The organism is Aestuariivivens insulae, from assembly GCF_022662195.1.
GTDB lineage: Bacteria > Bacteroidota > Bacteroidia > Flavobacteriales > Flavobacteriaceae > Aestuariivivens > Aestuariivivens insulae.
Window position 1 is genome coordinate 182,260 of the sequence record NZ_JAKMCS010000006.1, and the last position, 19,439, is coordinate 201,698.

Genomic DNA, 19,439 nt, shown 5'->3' on the forward strand with positions numbered 1-19,439 from the left:
TATAACGTATATCAATTTTATGCTATTGCCATACAGGCAATACTTATTTTAATATTTTCGGCTTGGTTTAAAACCTTTATACAGGCTTCCATTGTTGCGCCAGTTGTTATTATATCATCTACCAATAATATGTGTTTGTTATTTATTGAAGCTAGGTTGTTAACGGTAAAAAGCGTACTGTTATCCTGCCAACGGGCAAATCGTTTTTGGGTAACCTGAGATTTGGTATTGGTTACTTTTAAAAGGACATCGTCTTTATAATTGGCATGCAGTTGTTTCGCAATTTGCTGGCCAAACTTAGCCACTTGGTTGTAGCCCCTCTGTTTTAATTTCTTTTTATGTAAGGGTACGGGAATAACAATATCAATTGTATTATAATGCTCCAAGGTTTTAAGTTCGCCGCCAAGCCAATTGCCTAAAGCGAAACCTATATTTTCATACCCTTTGTATTTTAGACCATGAATAAGCTGCTGTACAGCTCCTTTTTTCTCAAACCTAAAAAGTGCTGTGCCTTGTTCTATTTGAGCTCTTCCATAAAGTGCTTTGACGACTGTATCATTATTGTTAAAATGAAAATTGGTGACCGGTAAATTATGTCTGCAAGAGGTGCATATGGTATTTTGATTGTCTTCCAATACATTAAGACAAGCATAACAAATTTTAGGAAAAAATAAATTCACTAAGGGTTTAAACATGTTTAAAAGCAAGGGGCAATTAGTATAAATTAATCAGAAACATACGAATATAAATATTTATTAGTGAATTTGTTGCAAATTTTGTTTGAGAAGGCTCTTAGTTCACGGCGGTTTTTTATTTTTGCACCTATGGCAAATCAAGACGATACATTTAAGAGAGTAATCTCCCATGCTAAGGAATATGGGTACGTATTCCAGAGCAGTGAAATATACGATGGACTGAGCGCAGTTTACGATTACGCGCAAAATGGAGCTGAATTAAAGAAAAATATCCGTGACTATTGGTGGAAGGCCATGGTACAAATGAACGAAAACATTGTGGGGATTGATGCGGCTATTTTTATGCATCCAACCACTTGGAAGGCTTCGGGGCATGTTGATGCATTTAACGATCCTTTAATTGATAATAAAGACTCAAAAAAACGCTATCGAGCCGATGTTTTAATTGAAGACTATTGTGCCAAGATAGAAGCTAAAATAGATAAGGAAGTAGCTAAAGCAACAAAACGTTTTGGTGAAGCCTTCAATAAAGAAGAATTTGTGTCTACCAACCCTAGGGTTTTAGCTTACCAAGAAAAGATAAATGCTACGTTGTCGCGTATGGCGAAGTCTTTGGAAAAGGAGGATTTAGCCGATGTAAAAGCGCTTATTGAAGAACTCGATATTGCCGACCCGTTAACGGGCAGTAAAAACTGGACCGATGTCAAGCAGTTCAACTTGATGTTTGGGACTAAACTAGGAGCTTCAGCCGATAATGCGATGGATTTATACTTGCGTCCTGAAACGGCACAAGGTATTTTTGTTAACTTTTTGAATGTTCAAAAAACAGGACGTTTAAAAATTCCATTTGGTATTGCACAAACTGGAAAGGCCTTTAGAAATGAAATTGTAGCCCGACAGTTTATCTTTAGGATGCGTGAGTTCGAACAAATGGAAATGCAGTTCTTTATTAAACCAGGAACGCAGCAAGAATGGTATGAGCATTGGAAGGAAACCCGATTAAAATGGCATTTGTCCTTAGGGATGGGGGAGGATAACTATCGTTTCCACGACCATGAAAAGTTAGCACATTATGCAGATGCTGCTGCCGATATTGAATTTAAATTCCCATTTGGATTTAAGGAATTGGAGGGTATCCATTCACGTACCGATTTCGATTTGAGTCAGCATGAAAAGTATTCAGGTAAAAAATTGCAGTATTTCGATCCAGAGGAAAATAAAAGCTATGTGCCTTATGTGTTGGAAACTTCCATTGGATTAGACCGAATGTTTTTGGCGGTATTCTCCAATTCGTTACAAGAAGAGGAATTGGAAAATGGAACTACCCGTACCGTTTTAAAATTACCAAGTGTATTGGCGCCTATAAAAGCAGCTGTATTGCCATTGGTGAAAAAAGACGGATTACCAGATATTGCAAGACAAATAGTAAATGATTTAAAATGGGATTTCAATGTCGTCTATGATGAAAAGGATGCTGTTGGACGTCGTTATAGAAGACAGGATGCCAACGGAACCCCATTTTGTATTACCGTAGACCATGATACGTTGGAAGATAATACTGTTACTATTCGCCATAGGGATTCCATGGAACAACAACGTGTTAAGATAGAAGATTTACGCGAGATTATAAAGAAAGAAGTAGATGTACGTAATTGGTTGATGAAGATGTAATATTCCTGCGTAAGCAGGAATCTCAAAAAAATAATCCCGAGTATTTTTTGCTTGGGATTTTTTTATGAATAAAACATAGATTTAAAAATCAATGTAAATCCTAAATCTTAACTTGTCTATCAATATCCTGATTTAAAGAGATAAAAGATTCTGTTCTGGAGACTCCAGTTATGTCTTGTAGTTTGTTTAATAATAACATTAAATGGTCGTTGTTTTTGCAAAGCACTTTTAAAAACACATTCCAATGCCCTGTAGTGTAATGGCATTCCAATACCTCCGGAATACGCTTTAATAACTTAATAATGGTTGGGGCATCTCCTTCTTTGTCAAAATACATGCCTATAAAAGCAGAAGTAGTAAAGCCTAATGCTTCAGGGTTAACTATAAGTTTTGAGCCCGAAATAAGCTTGGCCTTTTCTAGTTTTCTTAACCTTTGGTGAATAGCAGCACCTGAGATACCAACATGTCTGGCGACCTCTAAAATGGGAGTTCGGGCATCTTCCATTAGCATACGCAGTATTTTTTTATCGATACCGTCTATGGTAAAGGTTTTGGGTTTTCGTCTCATAATTGTTTTAATTTAAAAGATAAAAGTATGGATTTACTTTTAAATTGAAACCCTATAGCATGTTGCAGATAAATGCTTTGATAAAAGTAGAGGTGTTGGGTGATATGGGTATTGCCGAAGTATTCTTGAAGGCATCCAATGAATAGGATTTCGAATATTTTTTGAGCACGGTGCCTGAGGTTCTCGAAGGCACCTTACGATATTATAGGTATTTTTGATTTTGGTGCCTTCGAGAACCTCAGGCACCAAAAAAATCTTAATTGTTTAAAGGGTTATAGCCTAAATAGTGTACTTCTTTTTCATTAAATATGATACCAAAGTCTTTGAGTTCACTTAAAATAGGCTCATAAATTTCTTTGGTAATGGGTATCTGTACGCCAGGTGTTGTAATTTGTCCGTTTAAAATGGCCAAGGTAGCCATGGCTACGGGTAAGCCCACAGTTTTTGCCATGGCGGTATAGGTTTGGTTTTCGCCCAAAACAACCATATTGGAATCTATTTGATGTTTTTTGCCATGGAGTTCGTAACCAAATTTATGGTACATCACAATCATGTCTTTATCATCTTCGGCAAGGGTCCATTTATCCATGAGTATTTTTTGAAGTATTTGCGCTGGTGTAGCGTTCTTTAAGCCCACTTTTTTGTTGGCATTAAAAATATCGAGCTCTTCAAGCTTTTCCCATACAATATCATCCTGGTCTATTTTTAAGGCATATCTTAGTTTCAACTCTACCGAATCGGTATGATGGTAGGGTAGAAAAGCATTGATGAAATCACGATAACTCATGTTTTCACTATCTTCAATAGTATAGCTGTCGTCGGTCATGCCAAGACTAACAAAGATGTTCCATGCCCTGCAAAATCCTACGCGTCGCATAGTGCCCCGATATAGTGTTTTTATATTGTCCAAACCGTAAGCACTTTGGTATTTTAAGGAATCCCTGTTTGCGTATGCTTCAAACCTGCCAAAGCCATCAATATCTAAAAATTCGGTGCGTCTAAATAACCTGTGGTAAGGAATGTATTTATAAGTGCCTTCCTGTAAAAATTTGGCAGCTCCCCCTTGTCCGGCAAGAACAACGTTTCTTGGATTCCATGTAAATTTATAGTGCCATAAATTGTTATCACTTTCAGGAGAAACCAATCCGCCAGTAAACGATTCAAATAAAATGATGGTTCCGCCTTTATCCCTTATGCCATCCAGAACTTTCATGGCACTCATATGGTCTATCCCTGGGTCTACACCAATTTCGTTCATGAGTATTAGGTTATTGGTTTTGGCATCATGATCTAGAGCTTGCATTTCAGGACTAACATAAGAGGCCGTTACCATGTGTTTTTTATAGCGAATACAATCTTTGGCAACATTTATATGGAAACGTGCCGGGAGCATAGATACTACTATATCGGTATTCTTTATGGCTTTGGTTCTAGAGTTGTCGTCAAAAATATCTAGGGTTATGGCAGTAGCATTAGGATGGTTATCCAAAAGCTTCTTGGTGTTTTCGGTATTTAGGTCTCCAACGGTTATAAATAAGTCTTCTTCCACCGATTTTTCCAATAAGTACTTTAAAAGGTATGAGGCAGACTTTCCAGAACCAATCACTAAAATCTTTCGCATATTAAGTTATGTTGATTAATTTTGTTTATGCTAACAAAAGTAGGTTGATTACTTTTGTGTTTGCGAATTTAATAAAAAATAGTAGTGATTATTAAGAATAATTAAAAATGAATAGAAGATTATTGATAGTGGCTGGTATATTGGGAGTTACAAGTGTGATTTTTGGTGCATTTGGTGCGCATGCATTAAAAGAACTAATTACTGTAGAAGCCCAACAGACTTTCGAAACAGGGGTACGCTACCAAATGTACCATGCTTTATTGTTATTGTTTGTAGGGCATAGTGTATTGATTTCAGAAAAAACAAAAAAGTGGGTGCTATACCTTGTTGTTTTTGGCGTGTTGTTTTTTTCGGGATCTATTTATGGTTTGGCAACAGATACATTAACAACATTCAATTTCAAGTCTATTGCTTTGATAACTCCTGTAGGAGGTCTTCTGTTAATTTTAAGTTGGCTTTCTATAATTAGGGATTTGTTAAAAAAGAACACTAAAAACGATTGAAAATAATAAAAGCTTTAAAATAATTGTTATAATTTTGCCTAGTTAACAATTTTAAAGCGTATTATGGAAAATTACGGCTCGATTACGAAAACGATTTCGTTAGCGAACTATGGCATTAAAAATGCTAAAATTAATTATCAGTTATCACCTGAGCAGTTACATGACATTGCCATTGCAAAAGGACAGGGTGTAGAAGCCTCCTCTGGAGCCTTGGCTGTAAATACAGGTGAGTTTACAGGACGTTCTCCTAAAGACCGATTTATCGTTAAAGACGATATTACCAAAGACAAGGTTTGGTGGGGCGATATTAATATTCCTTTCGATCCTGAAACGTTTGATAAACTTTATGATAAGGTTACAGATTACCTTTCTAACAAAGAACTTTTTGTAAGGGATAGTTATGCTTGTGCGGACAACAATTACCGATTGAATATTCGCGTAATAAACGAATACCCTTGGAGTAACCAGTTTGCCTATAATATGTTTTTAAGGCCTATCGAAGCTGAATTGGATGGCTTTTCTCCAGAGTGGACGGTTATTAATGCGCCAGGTTTTATGGCCAATCCGGAAGAAGATGGAACCCGCCAACATAATTTTGCCATTTTAAATTTCACAAAAAAAATAGCATTAATTGGAGGTACAGGTTATACCGGTGAGATTAAAAAAGGTATTTTTTCGGCATTAAATTTTATTCTTCCCGTATTTAAGGATACTTTACCCATGCACTGTAGTGCCAATGTAGGTAAGGATGGTGATACGGCAATATTTTTTGGTTTATCGGGTACTGGAAAGACAACATTGTCTACCGATGCTAATAGAAGTTTAATAGGAGATGATGAACACGGTTGGACCAAAGAAAATACCATTTTTAATTTTGAGGGCGGGTGCTACGCAAAAGTCATTAATTTATCAAGAGATAATGAACCCGAAATTTTTGATGCCATTAAAAAGGGGGCTATTTTAGAAAATGTTGTTCTTGATGAAGCAGGGCATGTAGATTTTAAGGATACTTCAATTACGCAAAACACACGGGTTAGTTACCCTCTATATCATATTGAAAACATTCAAACGCCTTCCATAGGGAAAAATCCAAAGAACATATTCTTTTTAACGGCCGATGCTTTTGGGGTTATACCACCAATATCCAAATTAACACCAAGTCAAGCAGCCTATCATTTTATTTCTGGTTACACAGCAAAAGTAGCAGGTACAGAAGCAGGTGTGGTTGAGCCAGTGCCATCCTTTTCGGCTTGTTTTGGAGCGCCCTTTATGCCTTTGCACCCTGCAAAATATGCCGAAATGTTAAGTAAAAAGATGATAGAGGCAGGAGTTAATGTATGGTTGATCAACACGGGATGGACCGGAGGTCCCTACGGGGTTGGGAAACGTATGGAATTAAAATATACCCGAGCTATGATCAATGCCGTATTGAACGGTGATTTAGGCTTGTACAATTACGACGATTACCATATACACTCTGTGTTTGGTGTTGCACAACCCAGAACATGCCCAGGAGTACCAACCAGTGTTTTAAGTCCACGTGCCACATGGAACGATGATGAAGCCTATTATACAATGGCATTTAAATTAACCAATGCGTTTCGAGAAAACTTTAAAAAGTTTGAAGCCCATTGTAGCGAGGAAATCCGTCGTGGAGGGCCACAGCGGTATGCGTTTTAAAACAAAAAGGGATGATTTTTAAATCATCCCTTTTTTGTTTTCTTTATATAAAAAGGCGTTATTTCCTCTTGTTAACTTCTTCAATATATTTTTCCAAAGCCATGGTCATAGAAGGGGTTTCAGGTGTTGGTGCAGCAATATCTACACGTAATCCACGTTCTTTTACAGCTTTAATTGTTGTATTTCCAAATACGGCAATACGTGTGTCATTCTGCTTGAAATCCGGGAAGTTTTGAAACAACGATTCAATTCCAGATGGGCTAAAAAATACCAAAACATCATAATACACATTAGCCAAGTCAGATAAGTCACTAACAACCGTTTTGTAAAACGTGGCTTGCTTCCAGTTTACGCCTAGAGCATCTAAAGTTTCAGGAACTTCTGGCTTTACCTTATCTGTATTAGGTAATAGGAATTTTTCGTCCTTATATTTTTTAATTAATGGAGAAAGTTCAGAAAACGTACGTTTTCCAACATATATTTTGCGCTTTCTGTAGACTACGTACTTTTGCAGATAATAGGCAACAGCTTCAGACTGGCAGAAATACTTCATAGAGTCTGGTACCTTAAAGCGCATTTCCTCGGCAACCCTAAAAAAATGATCTACAGCATTTCTACTTGTTAAAATAATAGCAGTATAATTGTTTAAATCTACTTTTTGCTGTCTTACTTCTTTGGCAGGAACACCTTCAACATGTATAAAGGGCCTAAAGTCTATTTTTACTTTTTGCTTTTCTATTAAATCGAAGTATGGAGAATTCTCTATTTTTGGTTCTGGTTGGGACACCAAAATCGTTTTCACTTTCATAGGCGCAAGTAGTTTGTTCTTTTCTTAGTTTAAAATAAAGACCTTATATAAAATAATATAGGGTGCTATTTCAAGTGCGCAAAGATACAAAATAAAATAGAAAAAATTGTTTTTTATTAAACTTTGGTGTCTTTTAAATGAAGTAATTAATCCAGTAATATTTACTAGAAACAATAGTCCAAGCATGATATTGAATAGCATTGCAGAAGACTTGAAGCTATAAATTAGAAAAGCATTGATTGGTAGTAATAAAAGGCCTAAGTAGTTTTTATAGGTTATTTTCTGAAAGAGGTAAGCGTCTATTAAACTATCAATTTCAAACAGACTACCAATTAAGCGTTCTATTAAAACCTTTATAAGGAAAAATGAACCTAGGCCAACAGTGATTTTAAACAGCGCATTTATAGAAGTATAATCGACACCATTAAAAAACTTAAGGGCCAAAACAGCAAAAATGGAGGCAGATATGATTAAATTCACAAATAAAAGCGCATCAAATTTGTCTAAAAATTTCTGCTCTCGAGAATAAATATTAAGGTATTTAGAATTTGTAAATACATAAATAAAATCGCTAAAACGGTTGGAAGACACCAATTTAGCTGCAGCCACCATAAGTAAACAGGTAACTAATAATATAGTAAACAGTTCATTTGAAGGTACTTCGCGAATCATGCGATAAAATTATTATAATTATTCAATACCAATTTAATTATTAAGGAATATTTAAAATAAATAAAAAGTGAATACCTTACATTTGTTAAAAATTTTCAGAATAATATAGTTGATGCAAAATAGTATTGTCATCATTCCAACATATAACGAGATAGAAAACATAGGGCCTATAGTAAAGGCTGTGTTTTCCCAATCAGATGCCATACACCTTTTAGTGGTAGATGATAATTCGCCAGATTTAACGGCATTAAAGGTAAAGGAGTTACAGAAAGAATTTCCGGACCGCCTGTTTTTAGAGTCCCGAAGCGAAAAGTCTGGTTTGGGAACCGCATATATACATGGGTTTAAATGGTGTTTAAATAGGGATTATAACTATATTTTTGAAATGGATGCCGATTTTTCACATAATCCAGATGATCTAATAAGGCTTTATAAAGCATGTCATGTTGAAGGTGCAGATTTGGCCATTGGTTCACGGTATATTACAGGGGTTAATGTGGTTAATTGGCCTATGAGTAGGGTACTCATGTCTTATTTGGCTTCGAAGTATGTAAGAGTCATTACGGGCATGAAAATACACGATACCACAGCCGGTTTTGTATGTTACAAAAGGAGGGTGTTGGAAACATTAAATTTAGACACAATTAAGTTTATAGGCTATGCGTTTCAAATAGAAATGAAGTTTAAAGCCTATTTAAAAAAGTTCAAAATAATTGAAGTGCCGGTTATTTTTACCGATAGGACCAAAGGAGAATCAAAATTAAGTTCGGGTATTATATCTGAAGCTATTTTTGGAGTTATTTCAATGAAAATTAAAAGTTTATTTAAAAAGTAAACCGTTTATGAGTGAGAGGACAACGTTGATAAAAAATGCAAGAATTGTAAACGAAGGCACCATTTTTAATGGTGATGTTTTAATAAAGGGCGAATATATAGCCCAAATAGATGATTCCATAAGTGCTAAATCATCAGATGTTGTGGTTATAGATGCCGAAGGTAAGCTATTAATGCCTGGTGCTGTTGACGACCAGGTGCATTTTAGGGAGCCTGGCTTAACACATAAGGCCAATATTGCTTCGGAATCTAAGGCCGCTATTGCAGGTGGAATAACCTCGTTTATAGAGATGCCTAATACCAAACCACAAGCTACCACCATTGAAAAGTTGGAGGATAAGTTTGAGATTGCATCTAAAACGTCGTTTGCCAATTATTCGTTTATGTTTGGAGGGACTAACGATAACTTGGATGAAATTTTAAAAGTAGATACCAAAACGGTAGCGGGGTTAAAATTGTTTTTAGGCTCCTCTACAGGAAACATGTTGGTAGACAATCCAGAAGTGCTGGAAAACATATTTAAAAGTACCGATATGCTCATATCTGTACATTGCGAAGATGAAGCAACCATAAAGCAGAATCTCCAAGAGCATATTGATAAGTATGGCGACGACATCCCTATAAGTAAGCACCCCATTATAAGAAGTGAGGAGGCTTGCTATTTGTCGTCTTCAAAAGCGATCGCATTAGCGAAGAAGACAGGGGCGAGATTACATGTGTTCCATTTGTCTACAGGAAAGGAAACCAATCTGTTTACTAATAAAATACCGTTAAAGGATAAAAAAATCACGGCAGAAGTATGTGTGCACCACTTGTGGTTTAGCGATGAAGATTACGATAAAAAAGGCACCTTGATCAAGTGGAATCCAGCAGTGAAGACCTCGAAGGATAGAGCACAGCTCTTAGAGGCTTTGTTGGACGATAGAATAGATGTGATAGCTACAGACCATGCCCCACATACCCTAAAGGAAAAACAAAATAATTATACCAAAGCACCATCTGGTGGGCCGTTGGTGCAACATGCCTTACCGGCTATTTTGGAAATGTACCATAGAGAGAAGATTTCTATAGAAAAAGTTGTAGAAAAAATGTGCCATAATCCAGCTATATTGTTTCAAATTGAAAAAAGAGGCTTTATAAAAGAAGGTTATTTTGCCGATTTGGTTTTGGTGGATTTAAACAATCCGTGGACGGTTAATAAGGAAAATATTTTATACAAATGCGGATGGTCTCCCTTTGAAGGGACAACCTTTAAGTCAAGAATAACCCATACCTTTTTAAATGGTAGTTTGGTCTATAATAACTTTAAGTTCTCCAAGGATAGTGCGGCAAAACGATTAACTTTTAACCGATGATGATACAGCGTTTTTCCTTACTTTGTCTTGTAGCAGTGCTTGTTTTAGGTTGTTATGGCCTTAAAGGTCCTGAAAAACCTGAAAATTTAATTTCTAAGGACAACATGGTCAATATTTTAATAGATATTAGATTGGTGTCGGCTGCTACAGGAGCTAATAAAAGAACATTAGAAAGTAAAGTAGCCAATAAGGAAGCATATATTTTTAATAAATACAATATCGATAGTTTACAATTTGCCTTAAGCAATGAATACTATGCCTATCATGTTGATGATTACGATGATATTTATACGAGAGTAAAGGATAGCTTAGAAAAGTTAAAAACGTTTTATAAGGATTTAGAAACTAAAGAACTCGAGGAAAAGAAAAAACAAGACTCCTTACAGGCACTGATTAAAAAGGATAGTCTTAAGTTGAATAGAAAGTTAGATTCTATTAGGCGAGTTATGAAAAAAGATACTTTGGGGCTAAGGCAAATATTAGATTCGGTAAGGGCAGCCCATAAAGCCATTAGACCTATTCTTAAAAAAGATTCACTAACAGAAATAAAGCTCCAAGAACAACTTATTCCACCTGTTTCAGATAATGTTGTCCAAGATTAGTAATGGTTTTATCTATAGGTTTAAAGCTGTAGTTTAAGGTCTTTTCTATTTTATCACTACTAAAATGTTTTTCCTTTTGAAGCACTTTAGCAATGTGCTTAGTGAGCCTTCGTGGCTTTCCAGTTAGTTTTTGGCTTAGCCAATCCAATCGCCAAACAATACCCAACATTAAATCTGTAGCCATTTTTTTTGGAGGGGTTTGGTTAACGGAAACCGATAAACTTTGCAGAAAACGTTTGTAAGGCCAATTTTCGGCAACCAAAATAAAGCGTTCGTTATGTATGTCGCTTTGCATTAAGCGCATCATAATAGAGATAACATCTGTTACATCTACAAGTGCAATAGTACCCTTAGTATAAAAGCTAATGTTGTTATGTGCACGTTTAAACAAACTCCCACTGCCATTGTGCCAAATACCTGAACCTAAAATAACACCAGGGTTTACTATTACCGCATGCAATCCTTCTTGGGTGCCCCGCCATACCTCCATTTCGGCGCCATATTTTGTAATGCCATAAATGCTGTTGTCCCCTTCTGGGTTCCAATGGGTGTCTTCGGTTATGGGGCTTCCGTTAGTTGTTGTTCCCAATGTTGAAATAGAACTAACATAGCACAGTTTTTTAATTTTGTTATCAATACAAAGGTTAACAATATTGGCAGTGCCTTCAATATTTGTTCTGCGTAAAAGATAATATTTACTTGGTTCAAACGATACAAACGCAGCGCAGTGATAGACATAAGTAACGGCCTCGAAAGCTTTGGACAGGGAGGGAATATCTAGTAAATCGGCTTTAATCCAGTTTATTTTTTGATATAAATTACCATAATTACTGGTGTAAGAAGAAAAAACTTGTTTAACGTTTATAAGGCTGCTTTCATTTCGGTATATAGCTTTAACGGGCGTGTTATTTTCAACAAGCCTATAAAGTAAATGGGCGCCAACCAATCCCGTACCACCAGTGACTAAAATCATGCAACTAATGTAAAGAAATATTAAGAATACACGAGTAATTATAAGTGTATTTTTATCTTTGCGCTAGTTTATTAAAAATTAGAAATTATAATGAAGAATTTTGTTGAAGAGTTAACTTGGAGAGGTATGGTGCATACCGTTATGCCTGGAGCAGAAGAGCATTTAATGGAAGGTATACGTAGTGCATATGTGGGGTTCGATCCAACAGCAGATTCTTTACATATTGGAAACCTGGTGCCTATTATGTTGTTGGCGCATTACCAGCGATGCGGGCATAAGCCCATTGCATTGGTTGGTGGTGCTACAGGTATGATTGGTGACCCATCGGGGAAATCGAATGAACGTAACTTGTTGGACGAAAAAACACTGCGTCATAACCAAGAAGCCATAAAAAAACAATTAGCCCATTTTCTGGATTTTAAAAGCGATGTCGAAAATGCTGCCGTTTTAGTGAATAATTACGATTGGATGAAAGACATTTCGTTTTTGGACTTTATTCGCGATGTGGGTAAGCATATTACCGTAAACTATATGATGGCCAAAGATTCTGTGAAGAATAGAATTTCTTCTGAAGCTTCAGAAGGAATGAGCTTTACAGAGTTTACCTATCAGTTGGTGCAAGGTTACGATTTTCTTCACCTTTACAGAGATATTGACTGTACCTTGCAAATGGGCGGCAGCGATCAATGGGGTAACATCACTACAGGTACAGAATTGATTAGGCGTATTGGTAACGGTAAAGGTTTTGCGATTACTTGTCCGTTAATCACAAAATCCGATGGTTCTAAATTTGGGAAGTCCGAGGGTGGCAATGTATGGTTAGATGCCAATAGGACCTCACCATATAAGTTCTATCAATATTGGTTGAACTCAAGCGATGAAGATGCCGAAAAGTATATTAAAATCTTTACCTTTTTAAAAGAGGAAGAGGTGAATGCCTTAATACAAGAACACCAAGAAGCACCACATTTACGAGTGCTCCAAAAGCGTTTAGCCGAAGAGATTACCACTATGGTGCATTCTAAGGCCGATTTAGATAACGCGATAAAAGCTAGTAATATTTTATTTGGAAAATCGACCAGCGATGATTTAAAGCAGTTGAATGAACAAACCTTTTTAGATGTTTTTGATGGCGTGCCACAAACTGAAATTGCTCTAGATGATATTGACAACGGACTGGATATTATTGCCGCTTTAGCTGAAAAAGGAGGATTTCTAAAGTCGAATGGCGAAGCACGTCGTGCTTTAAAAGAAAATTCCATCTCAGTAAATAAAGAAAAAGTAAATGAAGGCTATTCTATTTCTACAGACGACTTGATCAATAATAAGTTTGTGCTTTTACAGCGCGGGAAGAAGAATTACTTTGTACTGACCGTAAAATAACAAAAGCCTCGATTTAACTTGAAATCGAGGCTTTTTTTAACCAACCAATTAACTTAACTAAAAAACTTTTCTTTTTCTTAGCTATAGCTTTGACGTACAGATGTTTTAAACCTTACAAAAAAGATTGTTTATTTTTTAAATTTTATGGTTTTCCAATTTTTGTTGGCTTGTTCCAATAAGTTAGCTTCGTTATTTTTATTCCATAACTCGAGTGTATTAGTGCCCCAGGCATTATAAAATAAATACAGTTTATGGTCTATAATTTTAAAAGCTCGTGGGTTTATAGAAACTTTTTGGCCTTTTAAAGCAATAGCATAAGCACAATAGCCTCCATATTGCGGGATGTATTGTTCTGGGGCTTTATTGAAGGTTATAAGGTTCTCATTAGAAGAGAATTTATAGTTCACACCATCAAACGTTGTCACAAATTCCTTTTTGCCCTCTTTTGGAGTGTTGTTAAAATAGGAAACCACATCGTAGCCATTGGCGGCATATCCTTTTTTTAGATTATAATCTGGTGTTTGTGAGAAGGTATGTAGGCTTACCAGTATAAACAAATAACACAGTGGCTTCATAAAAAAACGTTTTATGATAGGTCGAAACGTATTTTATACCTTACAGAAAAAAGGGGCTTAAAGCACCATTAAATTGCACCCTCTAATGTCAGAATTATCAAAGCGTCCAATAACTTCAAAAGTTCCATTTTGATAAACACAACCTAAATCTTGAGTAGCGATAAAGGCACAGGAATTAATATTGGCAAGGTCTATAATATTAATACCACCAGTTTTTCCATATCCTTGAACGGTTAGTGCGTCTTCGGTGTCCCGTGTTAACACCTGCATCCAGGGAGGACAACTAAAAAGGCCTTGCCCTTTGGAGTAGGCCTGACTTAACAGTTCGGTCATGCCATATTCACTATGTATGGCATTCACACCAAACCCTTTTTGTAGTCTATCGTGTAGTTCGATCCTTATCAACTCTTTTCGTCTACCTTTCATGCCACCCGTTTCCATAACTATGGTATGCTCTAAATTAAACTGATGCTGCTCAACCAAATCCAATAACGCAAACGAGACGCCTATAAGCAATACCTTTTTACCATTGGTATCTAATGTTGTTAAGGTATCTTTAAGTTCGTTAAGGTCATTCAAATAGAAACCACTTTCAGGGTGATTGGATCGTTTAATAAGGTTATCGACCATATAGATCAAGGAAGACCCTTCGCGTTCCAGGTACGATGGTAGCAAGGCCAAAACAACATAGTCTTCAATGTTTCCATAAAACTTTTGGAAGCCTTTAGAGAAACTTTGGGTGTATATATCCAGATTGGTTACATAGTGTTTACTGGTACTGCTTCCTGTTGTGCCAGAACTTGTAAATGTGGCTTCAATGTTTGCTTCAGAACTTAAAACAGGATGGGATTTAAAAAACTGAATAGGTAAAAAAGGGATGTCTTTTACCGAAGTTATCTCGCTGGGGTGTTTGTAAAGTAAGTCGCAAAACGACCGATAGACCCTATTGTTTTCAAACTGAAACTTAAAAACCTTAAGAGCCAAGTTTTCAAATTCGGTTTGGGTTTTAATATTAAAAATAGTGTTAGAGTCTATCATATAATAATACGGAATATTAAGAAGACAAAAGTATATAAAATAAAAAAAGCGTTACTAATGGTAACGCTCTAATATTTATGGCAATGCTATTAACGAATAATTAATTTTGAAGTTGCAACAGCTCCCTCTTGGGACACTTTTATTAAGTAGATGCCTTTTTTTAAGTAGGAGACATTTAATTTGTTGTTGCTAATGGTTTGCTTTATCACTTGCTTTCCTAACAGATCAATTATTATAATATCCATTAGTGAACTGCTATTACTGGAAATGGTTACAAAGTCAAGAGTAGTTGGGTTAGGGTATATGCTAAAACCCCGTATTTTGTGTTGTTTGGAGGAAAGGGTAGGGCCCTGTGTAAAATCCCCAGGGGTATCATCGCTAACCGTTACCCAGGCCATTGAAGTTTCGTCGTATTCCAATGAATAGCCCACTGGAGTGTTGGTGGGTTCAGATACGCCTATATCAACAGAGGGCAAGGTCGCTGCTGGTCCGTCAGTGGCAGTGAAGGTACCTTCGTAACTTAAAAATTGGACGTTTGAACTTCCGGTTTTAGACAGGCATAGCCCGTCGGGAGAGCCGTTTTGAAAGTTTACTGAAGGGGTAACGGCTATAGCGCCAACGCCAGACATAGATTCATTGTCAATAGTACCAGTTAGAGGAATGGTTTTGTATGATTGCGAATTTCCTCCATTATACAAGGTTATTGTATAACTTGATAAATCTGTGCCAGCTGGACCGGCAATTTCAATAAACTCGCCAACATCACCACCGTCATTATCGTAATGGAATTCATTAATGTAAACGTCATCAACGGTACCCGAGATTCCTACATTGGTTTGGCTCCAAGATAGAGAAGCCACAATAAGAGTTAACGCAAAGAAGTTAAGTTTTTTCATAATGATAATAGATTTAGGAATCTTAAATATAAGATACTTCTTACGTGTAAGCAAAAAAACAGCTTCATTAAGCTGTTTTTTTACAATAAATTAACATTATGTTTACTTAATCACTAGTTTTCGTGTTTCCGTGATGTTATTTTCGATGATTTTCAAGAAATAAACGCCTGTTGCCAATTTCGATATGTTTAACTCCTTACCTGTAATTGTAGTGGCATATACTTTCTTTCCAATAGCATTAAAAAACTCAATTTGTTTGGTCATATTACGCTTGGTGGTAATATAAATAACTTGCCTATTGCTATTTACGGGGTTTGGGTAAATGGAAAGTTGTTCTATTTTTTGATGCGGTGCATCCTGTGCGAAAACTTGGGGAGCATTCGCAAAAAGTAAAACAAAGAAAAAGGTCAAAACGTAGTTTTTTGCCATAGTAGGATTTTTATATGTTAAATTTAATAAATAATATCAAAAGTTGTACCAATTAATTGTTAAAGATTTTATCATTTTAACGAAAGGTTAAACTAATGTAACTTGTGTGTTACCTTTTTGTTATATGTCTTTTAATTTTTATAAGTTTATGGCAATAGTTTTACCTTTACCTTTTTAAGAATGACATCTAATTGCTTTTAGAATGGATAAAACAGACATAAAAATATTATTGGTAGATGATGAACCGGACATTTTGGAAATCGTTGGGTATAATCTATCTAGTGAGGGATATCAAATCATTACTGCTGAAAATGGAGTGGAAGCAGTTAAAAGAGCCAAAAAGGAACAGCCTCATTTAATTATACTGGATGTGATGATGCCAGAAATGGATGGTATTGAAGCTTGTGAACAAATAAGAAAGCTCCCAAATTTAAAAGACACGATCATTACTTTTTTAACGGCAAGGGGTGAAGACTACTCGCAAGTGGCTGGTTTTGATGCTGGAGCCGACGATTATATTACCAAACCAATTAAGCCTAAAGTATTAATAAGCAAAGTAAAAGCATTATTAAGACGTTTTAAGGAAGACAACAACGAAAATCTTAAAATTGGGGATTTAGTTATAGACAGGGAAGAGTATAAAATTAGTTTAAAAGGAGAGGAAATTATATTGCCTAGAAAAGAGTTTGAATTGTTATCTTTGTTAACCTCGAAGCCAGGGAAGGTTTTTAAACGAGACGAAATTTTAGATAAAGTATGGGGTAACGAGGTTGTTGTTGGTGGTAGAACTATAGATGTCCATATTAGAAAACTTAGGGAAAAAATAGGAGACGATAGTTTTAAAACAGTAAAAGGAGTTGGGTATAAGTTTGTAGACTAATGCAAGTTAAATTAAAAAAACCATATCGATTTTCTGCGAAAACGTCGCTTTATATAGCACTATTCTTAACACTCGCAACGAGTGTTTTTTTATATTGTTTTTTTGAAATGAATTGGGTTTTGCTAGGCTTTCTTTTAGTGGTAAGCTATATACTGTCCTTTGCCTTTATTCAGTTGCGTATAGAACGATTAATTTACAGGCGTGTTAAGCAGATTTATGATGACTTAACGCTTTTAGAGTCGGTTAAATTAAATAGAGGAGCCATTACTACAGATATGAGTACCCTAACCAAGGAAATTGATAAATTTGCTAGGGACAAAAAGCTAGAAATAGAAACACTTAAGGTAAGGGAACAATATAGAAAAGAGTTTTTTGGTAATGTATCCCACGAACTAAAAACACCTTTATTTACTGTACAAGGTTATATTTTAACGCTTTTGGATGGTGCTATTAACGATGGAAATGTAAGGGATAAATACCTAAAGCGTGCTAGTAAAGGTGTGGAACGTTTAATATATATCGTTAAGGATTTAGACATGATCACTAAACTTGAGATAGGTGATTTAAGTTTAAATATGCAGGCCTTCGATATTGTGGAGCTTGTAAGGAATGTGTTCGAGATGTTCGAAATGCGAGCCAGTAAGAAGAAGATAACCTTAACCTTCGATGCGGATTATAAAAAACCTATTTTAGTCAATGCCGATAAGGAGCGAATCCAACAAGTGTTGACCAACCTTATAGTTAATTCCATAAAATATGGGAACGAAAAGGGTACCACCGAGGTTAGCATTGAAAATCTAATAAAAAATAAGGTCATTGTCCGTGTAACCGACAATGGTGAAGGCATCTCTAAAAGCCATTTGCCACGTCTTTTCGAAAGGTTTTATCGTGTGGATAAAAGTGGTGCGCGTAGTGAAGGTGGATCAGGTTTGGGCTTGTCTATAGTAAAACATATTATTGAAGCGCACAATGAAAAAATTTATGTGGAAAGTGAATATGGAGTTGGAAGCGAATTTTCATTTACTTTAGAAAAGGTCTCCGAATAGCGCTTTAAAATTATTTTCAAAGCCTTTAAAACTAAGTCCTATAAAAGAGTCGATTGTATTAAGTTTGTCTAAAGTAAAAGCTGTTTGGCTACAGCTAGGGACTAAGCCATCTTCGGTAAGACGTTTGGCCAGGTACTCCTGTTCAAACTGCCCAGGGGTAGGAATAAAAAAAGCTTTTTTACCTAATTTGGACAAATCCATAATGGTGGTGTATCCCGATCTGGAAAGGACTAAAGCACTCTCGTTAATGGTCTTTTCCAATAACTGGGACGTCATAAAATTATAAACCGTAAGATGTCCCATAATCTGAATGTTCTGTTCTTTTTCCACTAGGCCTTTAACAAAAACAACTTTACCTGTATAGTGCTTTAATTCCTCCAGCAACTTTTCTTCAAGTAGGGTGCGTTGAGGTTCCGGTCCAGAAAGCAAAACCAATAAGTCATTTTTAATGTTACATTCCTGTTGGGAAAACCTGCTTAATGGGCCAATATATTTTGTAGGGATTTCAAAGGCATTGGTGTGACCCAAAGTACCACTTAAATTTGGGGTGTCTTCAACGTCGGGAACCCAACATTCATCAAATTGCTGTATGAATTTTTGATGTATTTTAGTGCTTAGTTTAGTAGTGCTTCCGCTTAGAACATTTAGTTGATGGGTTATAAAAACCGATGGCACTGTTTTACTATAAACCCCAAGTCGGTTATCTGAAATAATACCAGAAATATTAAGCCCCTCAACAATAGCCTGAGCTGCTTTTTTTTCTGCTTTAATGGCCCATAAAAGCTTAGGAGTGCTTTTTATAAGCTTCCATTTAAAATGTTTTCTATTCTTGGCATAAGTGACGTTGTAAGGAGGTAATGCAACAGAGGCGATTTTGGGGAATTCCTTTTGCAACAAGGTTAAAGCTACGCCATCACTAGCAATTATGGGCTCGTAGCCATTACTAATAAGGGCATTGATTATAGGAATACACCTAGTGGCATGACCCAATCCCCAATTTAAGGGGGCAACTAAAATTCTTTTGCTCATTATAAAGGTTTGGGCGTGTCCCCAAATTCATTTGGGGTCGGGCCTGCCTGCCGGCAGGCAGGCTTTCACAAGTCGCTCTCAAAGTGGAGCTCCAACAATTGTTCAATCCCTCACGCAATTTTCAATTAAATTCAAAGATAAGCATATAAGCACTTTCACATATTTCCTTAATTTTACCAAA

General features: G+C 36.1%; 20 protein-coding genes. 9 read left to right on the plus strand and 11 right to left on the minus strand.

The annotated features are described in order from the left end of the window. Positions 1–17: 17 nt before the first annotated feature. Entirely contained in the window at positions 18–695 is a 678-nt protein-coding gene (locus MR062_RS09540) for a ComF family protein (protein WP_242203929.1), read from the minus strand. A 129-nt stretch (positions 696–824) separates the two neighbouring features. Here MR062_RS09540 and MR062_RS09545 point away from each other — a divergent pair, with 129 nt between their 5' ends. Further along, a complete protein-coding gene (locus tag MR062_RS09545; RefSeq protein WP_242203930.1) occupies positions 825–2,366 on the plus strand; it encodes a glycine--tRNA ligase in 1,542 nt (513 codons plus the stop codon). Between the two features lie 100 nt (positions 2,367–2,466). Here the strand turns inward: MR062_RS09545 and MR062_RS09550 are convergent, their stop codons facing one another. After that, complete coding sequence (locus MR062_RS09550; protein WP_242203931.1) at positions 2,467–2,934, minus strand: Lrp/AsnC ligand binding domain-containing protein; 468 nt, start codon at positions 2,932–2,934, stop codon at positions 2,467–2,469. 256 nt (positions 2,935–3,190) lie between these two features. Further along, on the minus strand, positions 3,191–4,555 hold the full coding sequence (locus MR062_RS09555) for a saccharopine dehydrogenase family protein (RefSeq protein WP_242203932.1): 1,365 nt from the start codon (positions 4,553–4,555) through the stop codon (positions 3,191–3,193). 107 nt (positions 4,556–4,662) lie between these two features. Between MR062_RS09555 and MR062_RS09560 the strand changes: the two genes are divergently transcribed. Next, positions 4,663–5,058, plus strand: a complete 396-nt coding sequence (locus tag MR062_RS09560; protein WP_242203933.1) for a DUF423 domain-containing protein — start codon at positions 4,663–4,665, stop codon at positions 5,056–5,058. 63 nt (positions 5,059–5,121) lie between these two features. Further along, positions 5,122–6,738 carry a phosphoenolpyruvate carboxykinase (ATP) gene (pckA, locus tag MR062_RS09565; RefSeq protein WP_242203934.1) on the plus strand — a complete coding sequence of 539 codons (1,617 nt, stop codon included), beginning with the start codon at positions 5,122–5,124 and terminating at the stop codon, positions 6,736–6,738. 58 nt (positions 6,739–6,796) lie between these two features. Here the strand turns inward: pckA and MR062_RS09570 are convergent, their stop codons facing one another. Then, positions 6,797–7,546, minus strand: a complete 750-nt coding sequence (locus MR062_RS09570; RefSeq protein WP_242203935.1) for a uroporphyrinogen-III synthase — start codon at positions 7,544–7,546, stop codon at positions 6,797–6,799. Between the two features lie 24 nt (positions 7,547–7,570). After that, positions 7,571–8,218 carry a DUF4271 domain-containing protein gene (locus tag MR062_RS09575; protein ID WP_242203936.1) on the minus strand — a complete coding sequence of 216 codons (648 nt, stop codon included), beginning with the start codon at positions 8,216–8,218 and terminating at the stop codon, positions 7,571–7,573. 112 nt (positions 8,219–8,330) lie between these two features. Between MR062_RS09575 and MR062_RS09580 the strand changes: the two genes are divergently transcribed. Genes MR062_RS09580 through MR062_RS09590 form a run of 3 tightly spaced genes read left to right on the plus strand, consistent with a single transcriptional unit; the run spans position 8,331 to position 11,009 of the window. Then, positions 8,331–9,053: a polyprenol monophosphomannose synthase gene (locus MR062_RS09580; RefSeq protein WP_242203937.1), complete on the plus strand. Its 723-nt coding sequence runs from the start codon at positions 8,331–8,333 to the stop codon at positions 9,051–9,053. A gap of 7 nt (positions 9,054–9,060) precedes the next feature. Next, entirely contained in the window at positions 9,061–10,407 is a 1,347-nt protein-coding gene (locus MR062_RS09585) for a dihydroorotase (RefSeq protein ID WP_242203938.1), read from the plus strand. After that, positions 10,404–11,009 (plus strand): DUF4296 domain-containing protein, encoded by a 606-nt coding sequence (locus MR062_RS09590; RefSeq protein WP_242203939.1) that lies wholly within the window; start codon positions 10,404–10,406, stop codon positions 11,007–11,009. The genes MR062_RS09585 and MR062_RS09590 overlap by 4 nt, the downstream gene beginning before the upstream one ends. On the opposite strand, the gene MR062_RS09595 is transcribed toward MR062_RS09590, so the two are convergent. Further along, a complete protein-coding gene (locus MR062_RS09595) occupies positions 10,972–11,982 on the minus strand; it encodes an NAD-dependent epimerase/dehydratase family protein (RefSeq protein ID WP_242203940.1) in 1,011 nt (336 codons plus the stop codon). The two genes, MR062_RS09590 and MR062_RS09595, sit on opposite strands and share 38 nt — an antisense overlap. 87 nt (positions 11,983–12,069) lie before the next feature. On the opposite strand from MR062_RS09595, the gene tyrS reads away from it, so the two are divergent. Then, complete coding sequence (gene tyrS / locus MR062_RS09600) at positions 12,070–13,365, plus strand: tyrosine--tRNA ligase (protein ID WP_242204016.1); 1,296 nt, start codon at positions 12,070–12,072, stop codon at positions 13,363–13,365. A 128-nt stretch (positions 13,366–13,493) separates the two neighbouring features. Here tyrS and MR062_RS09605 read toward each other — a convergent pair whose 3' ends face one another. From MR062_RS09605 to MR062_RS09620, 4 genes are all read right to left on the minus strand, one after another. After that, complete coding sequence (locus MR062_RS09605; protein WP_242203941.1) at positions 13,494–13,940, minus strand: YHS domain-containing (seleno)protein; 447 nt, start codon at positions 13,938–13,940, stop codon at positions 13,494–13,496. Positions 13,941–13,997: 57 nt separating this feature from the next. Continuing rightward, complete coding sequence (locus MR062_RS09610; RefSeq protein WP_242203942.1) at positions 13,998–14,978, minus strand: LuxE/PaaK family acyltransferase; 981 nt, start codon at positions 14,976–14,978, stop codon at positions 13,998–14,000. Positions 14,979–15,067: 89 nt separating this feature from the next. Further along, positions 15,068–15,874 (minus strand): T9SS type A sorting domain-containing protein, encoded by an 807-nt coding sequence (locus MR062_RS09615; RefSeq protein WP_242203943.1) that lies wholly within the window; start codon positions 15,872–15,874, stop codon positions 15,068–15,070. Between the two features lie 102 nt (positions 15,875–15,976). Beyond that, positions 15,977–16,303, minus strand: a complete 327-nt coding sequence (locus MR062_RS09620) for a T9SS type A sorting domain-containing protein (RefSeq protein ID WP_242203944.1) — start codon at positions 16,301–16,303, stop codon at positions 15,977–15,979. A 202-nt stretch (positions 16,304–16,505) separates the two neighbouring features. Here MR062_RS09620 and MR062_RS09625 point away from each other — a divergent pair, with 202 nt between their 5' ends. Continuing rightward, positions 16,506–17,183 carry a response regulator transcription factor gene (locus tag MR062_RS09625; RefSeq protein ID WP_242203945.1) on the plus strand — a complete coding sequence of 226 codons (678 nt, stop codon included), beginning with the start codon at positions 16,506–16,508 and terminating at the stop codon, positions 17,181–17,183. Continuing rightward, complete coding sequence (locus MR062_RS09630; RefSeq protein ID WP_242203946.1) at positions 17,183–18,229, plus strand: sensor histidine kinase; 1,047 nt, start codon at positions 17,183–17,185, stop codon at positions 18,227–18,229. Before MR062_RS09625 ends, MR062_RS09630 begins: the two co-directional genes overlap by 1 nt. Here MR062_RS09630 and MR062_RS09635 read toward each other — a convergent pair. Continuing rightward, positions 18,209–19,258, minus strand: coding sequence for a glycosyltransferase (locus MR062_RS09635; protein ID WP_242203947.1), 1,050 nt, complete (start codon positions 19,256–19,258; stop codon positions 18,209–18,211). The genes MR062_RS09630 and MR062_RS09635 overlap by 21 nt on opposite strands. Positions 19,259–19,439: the final 181 nt, after the last annotated feature.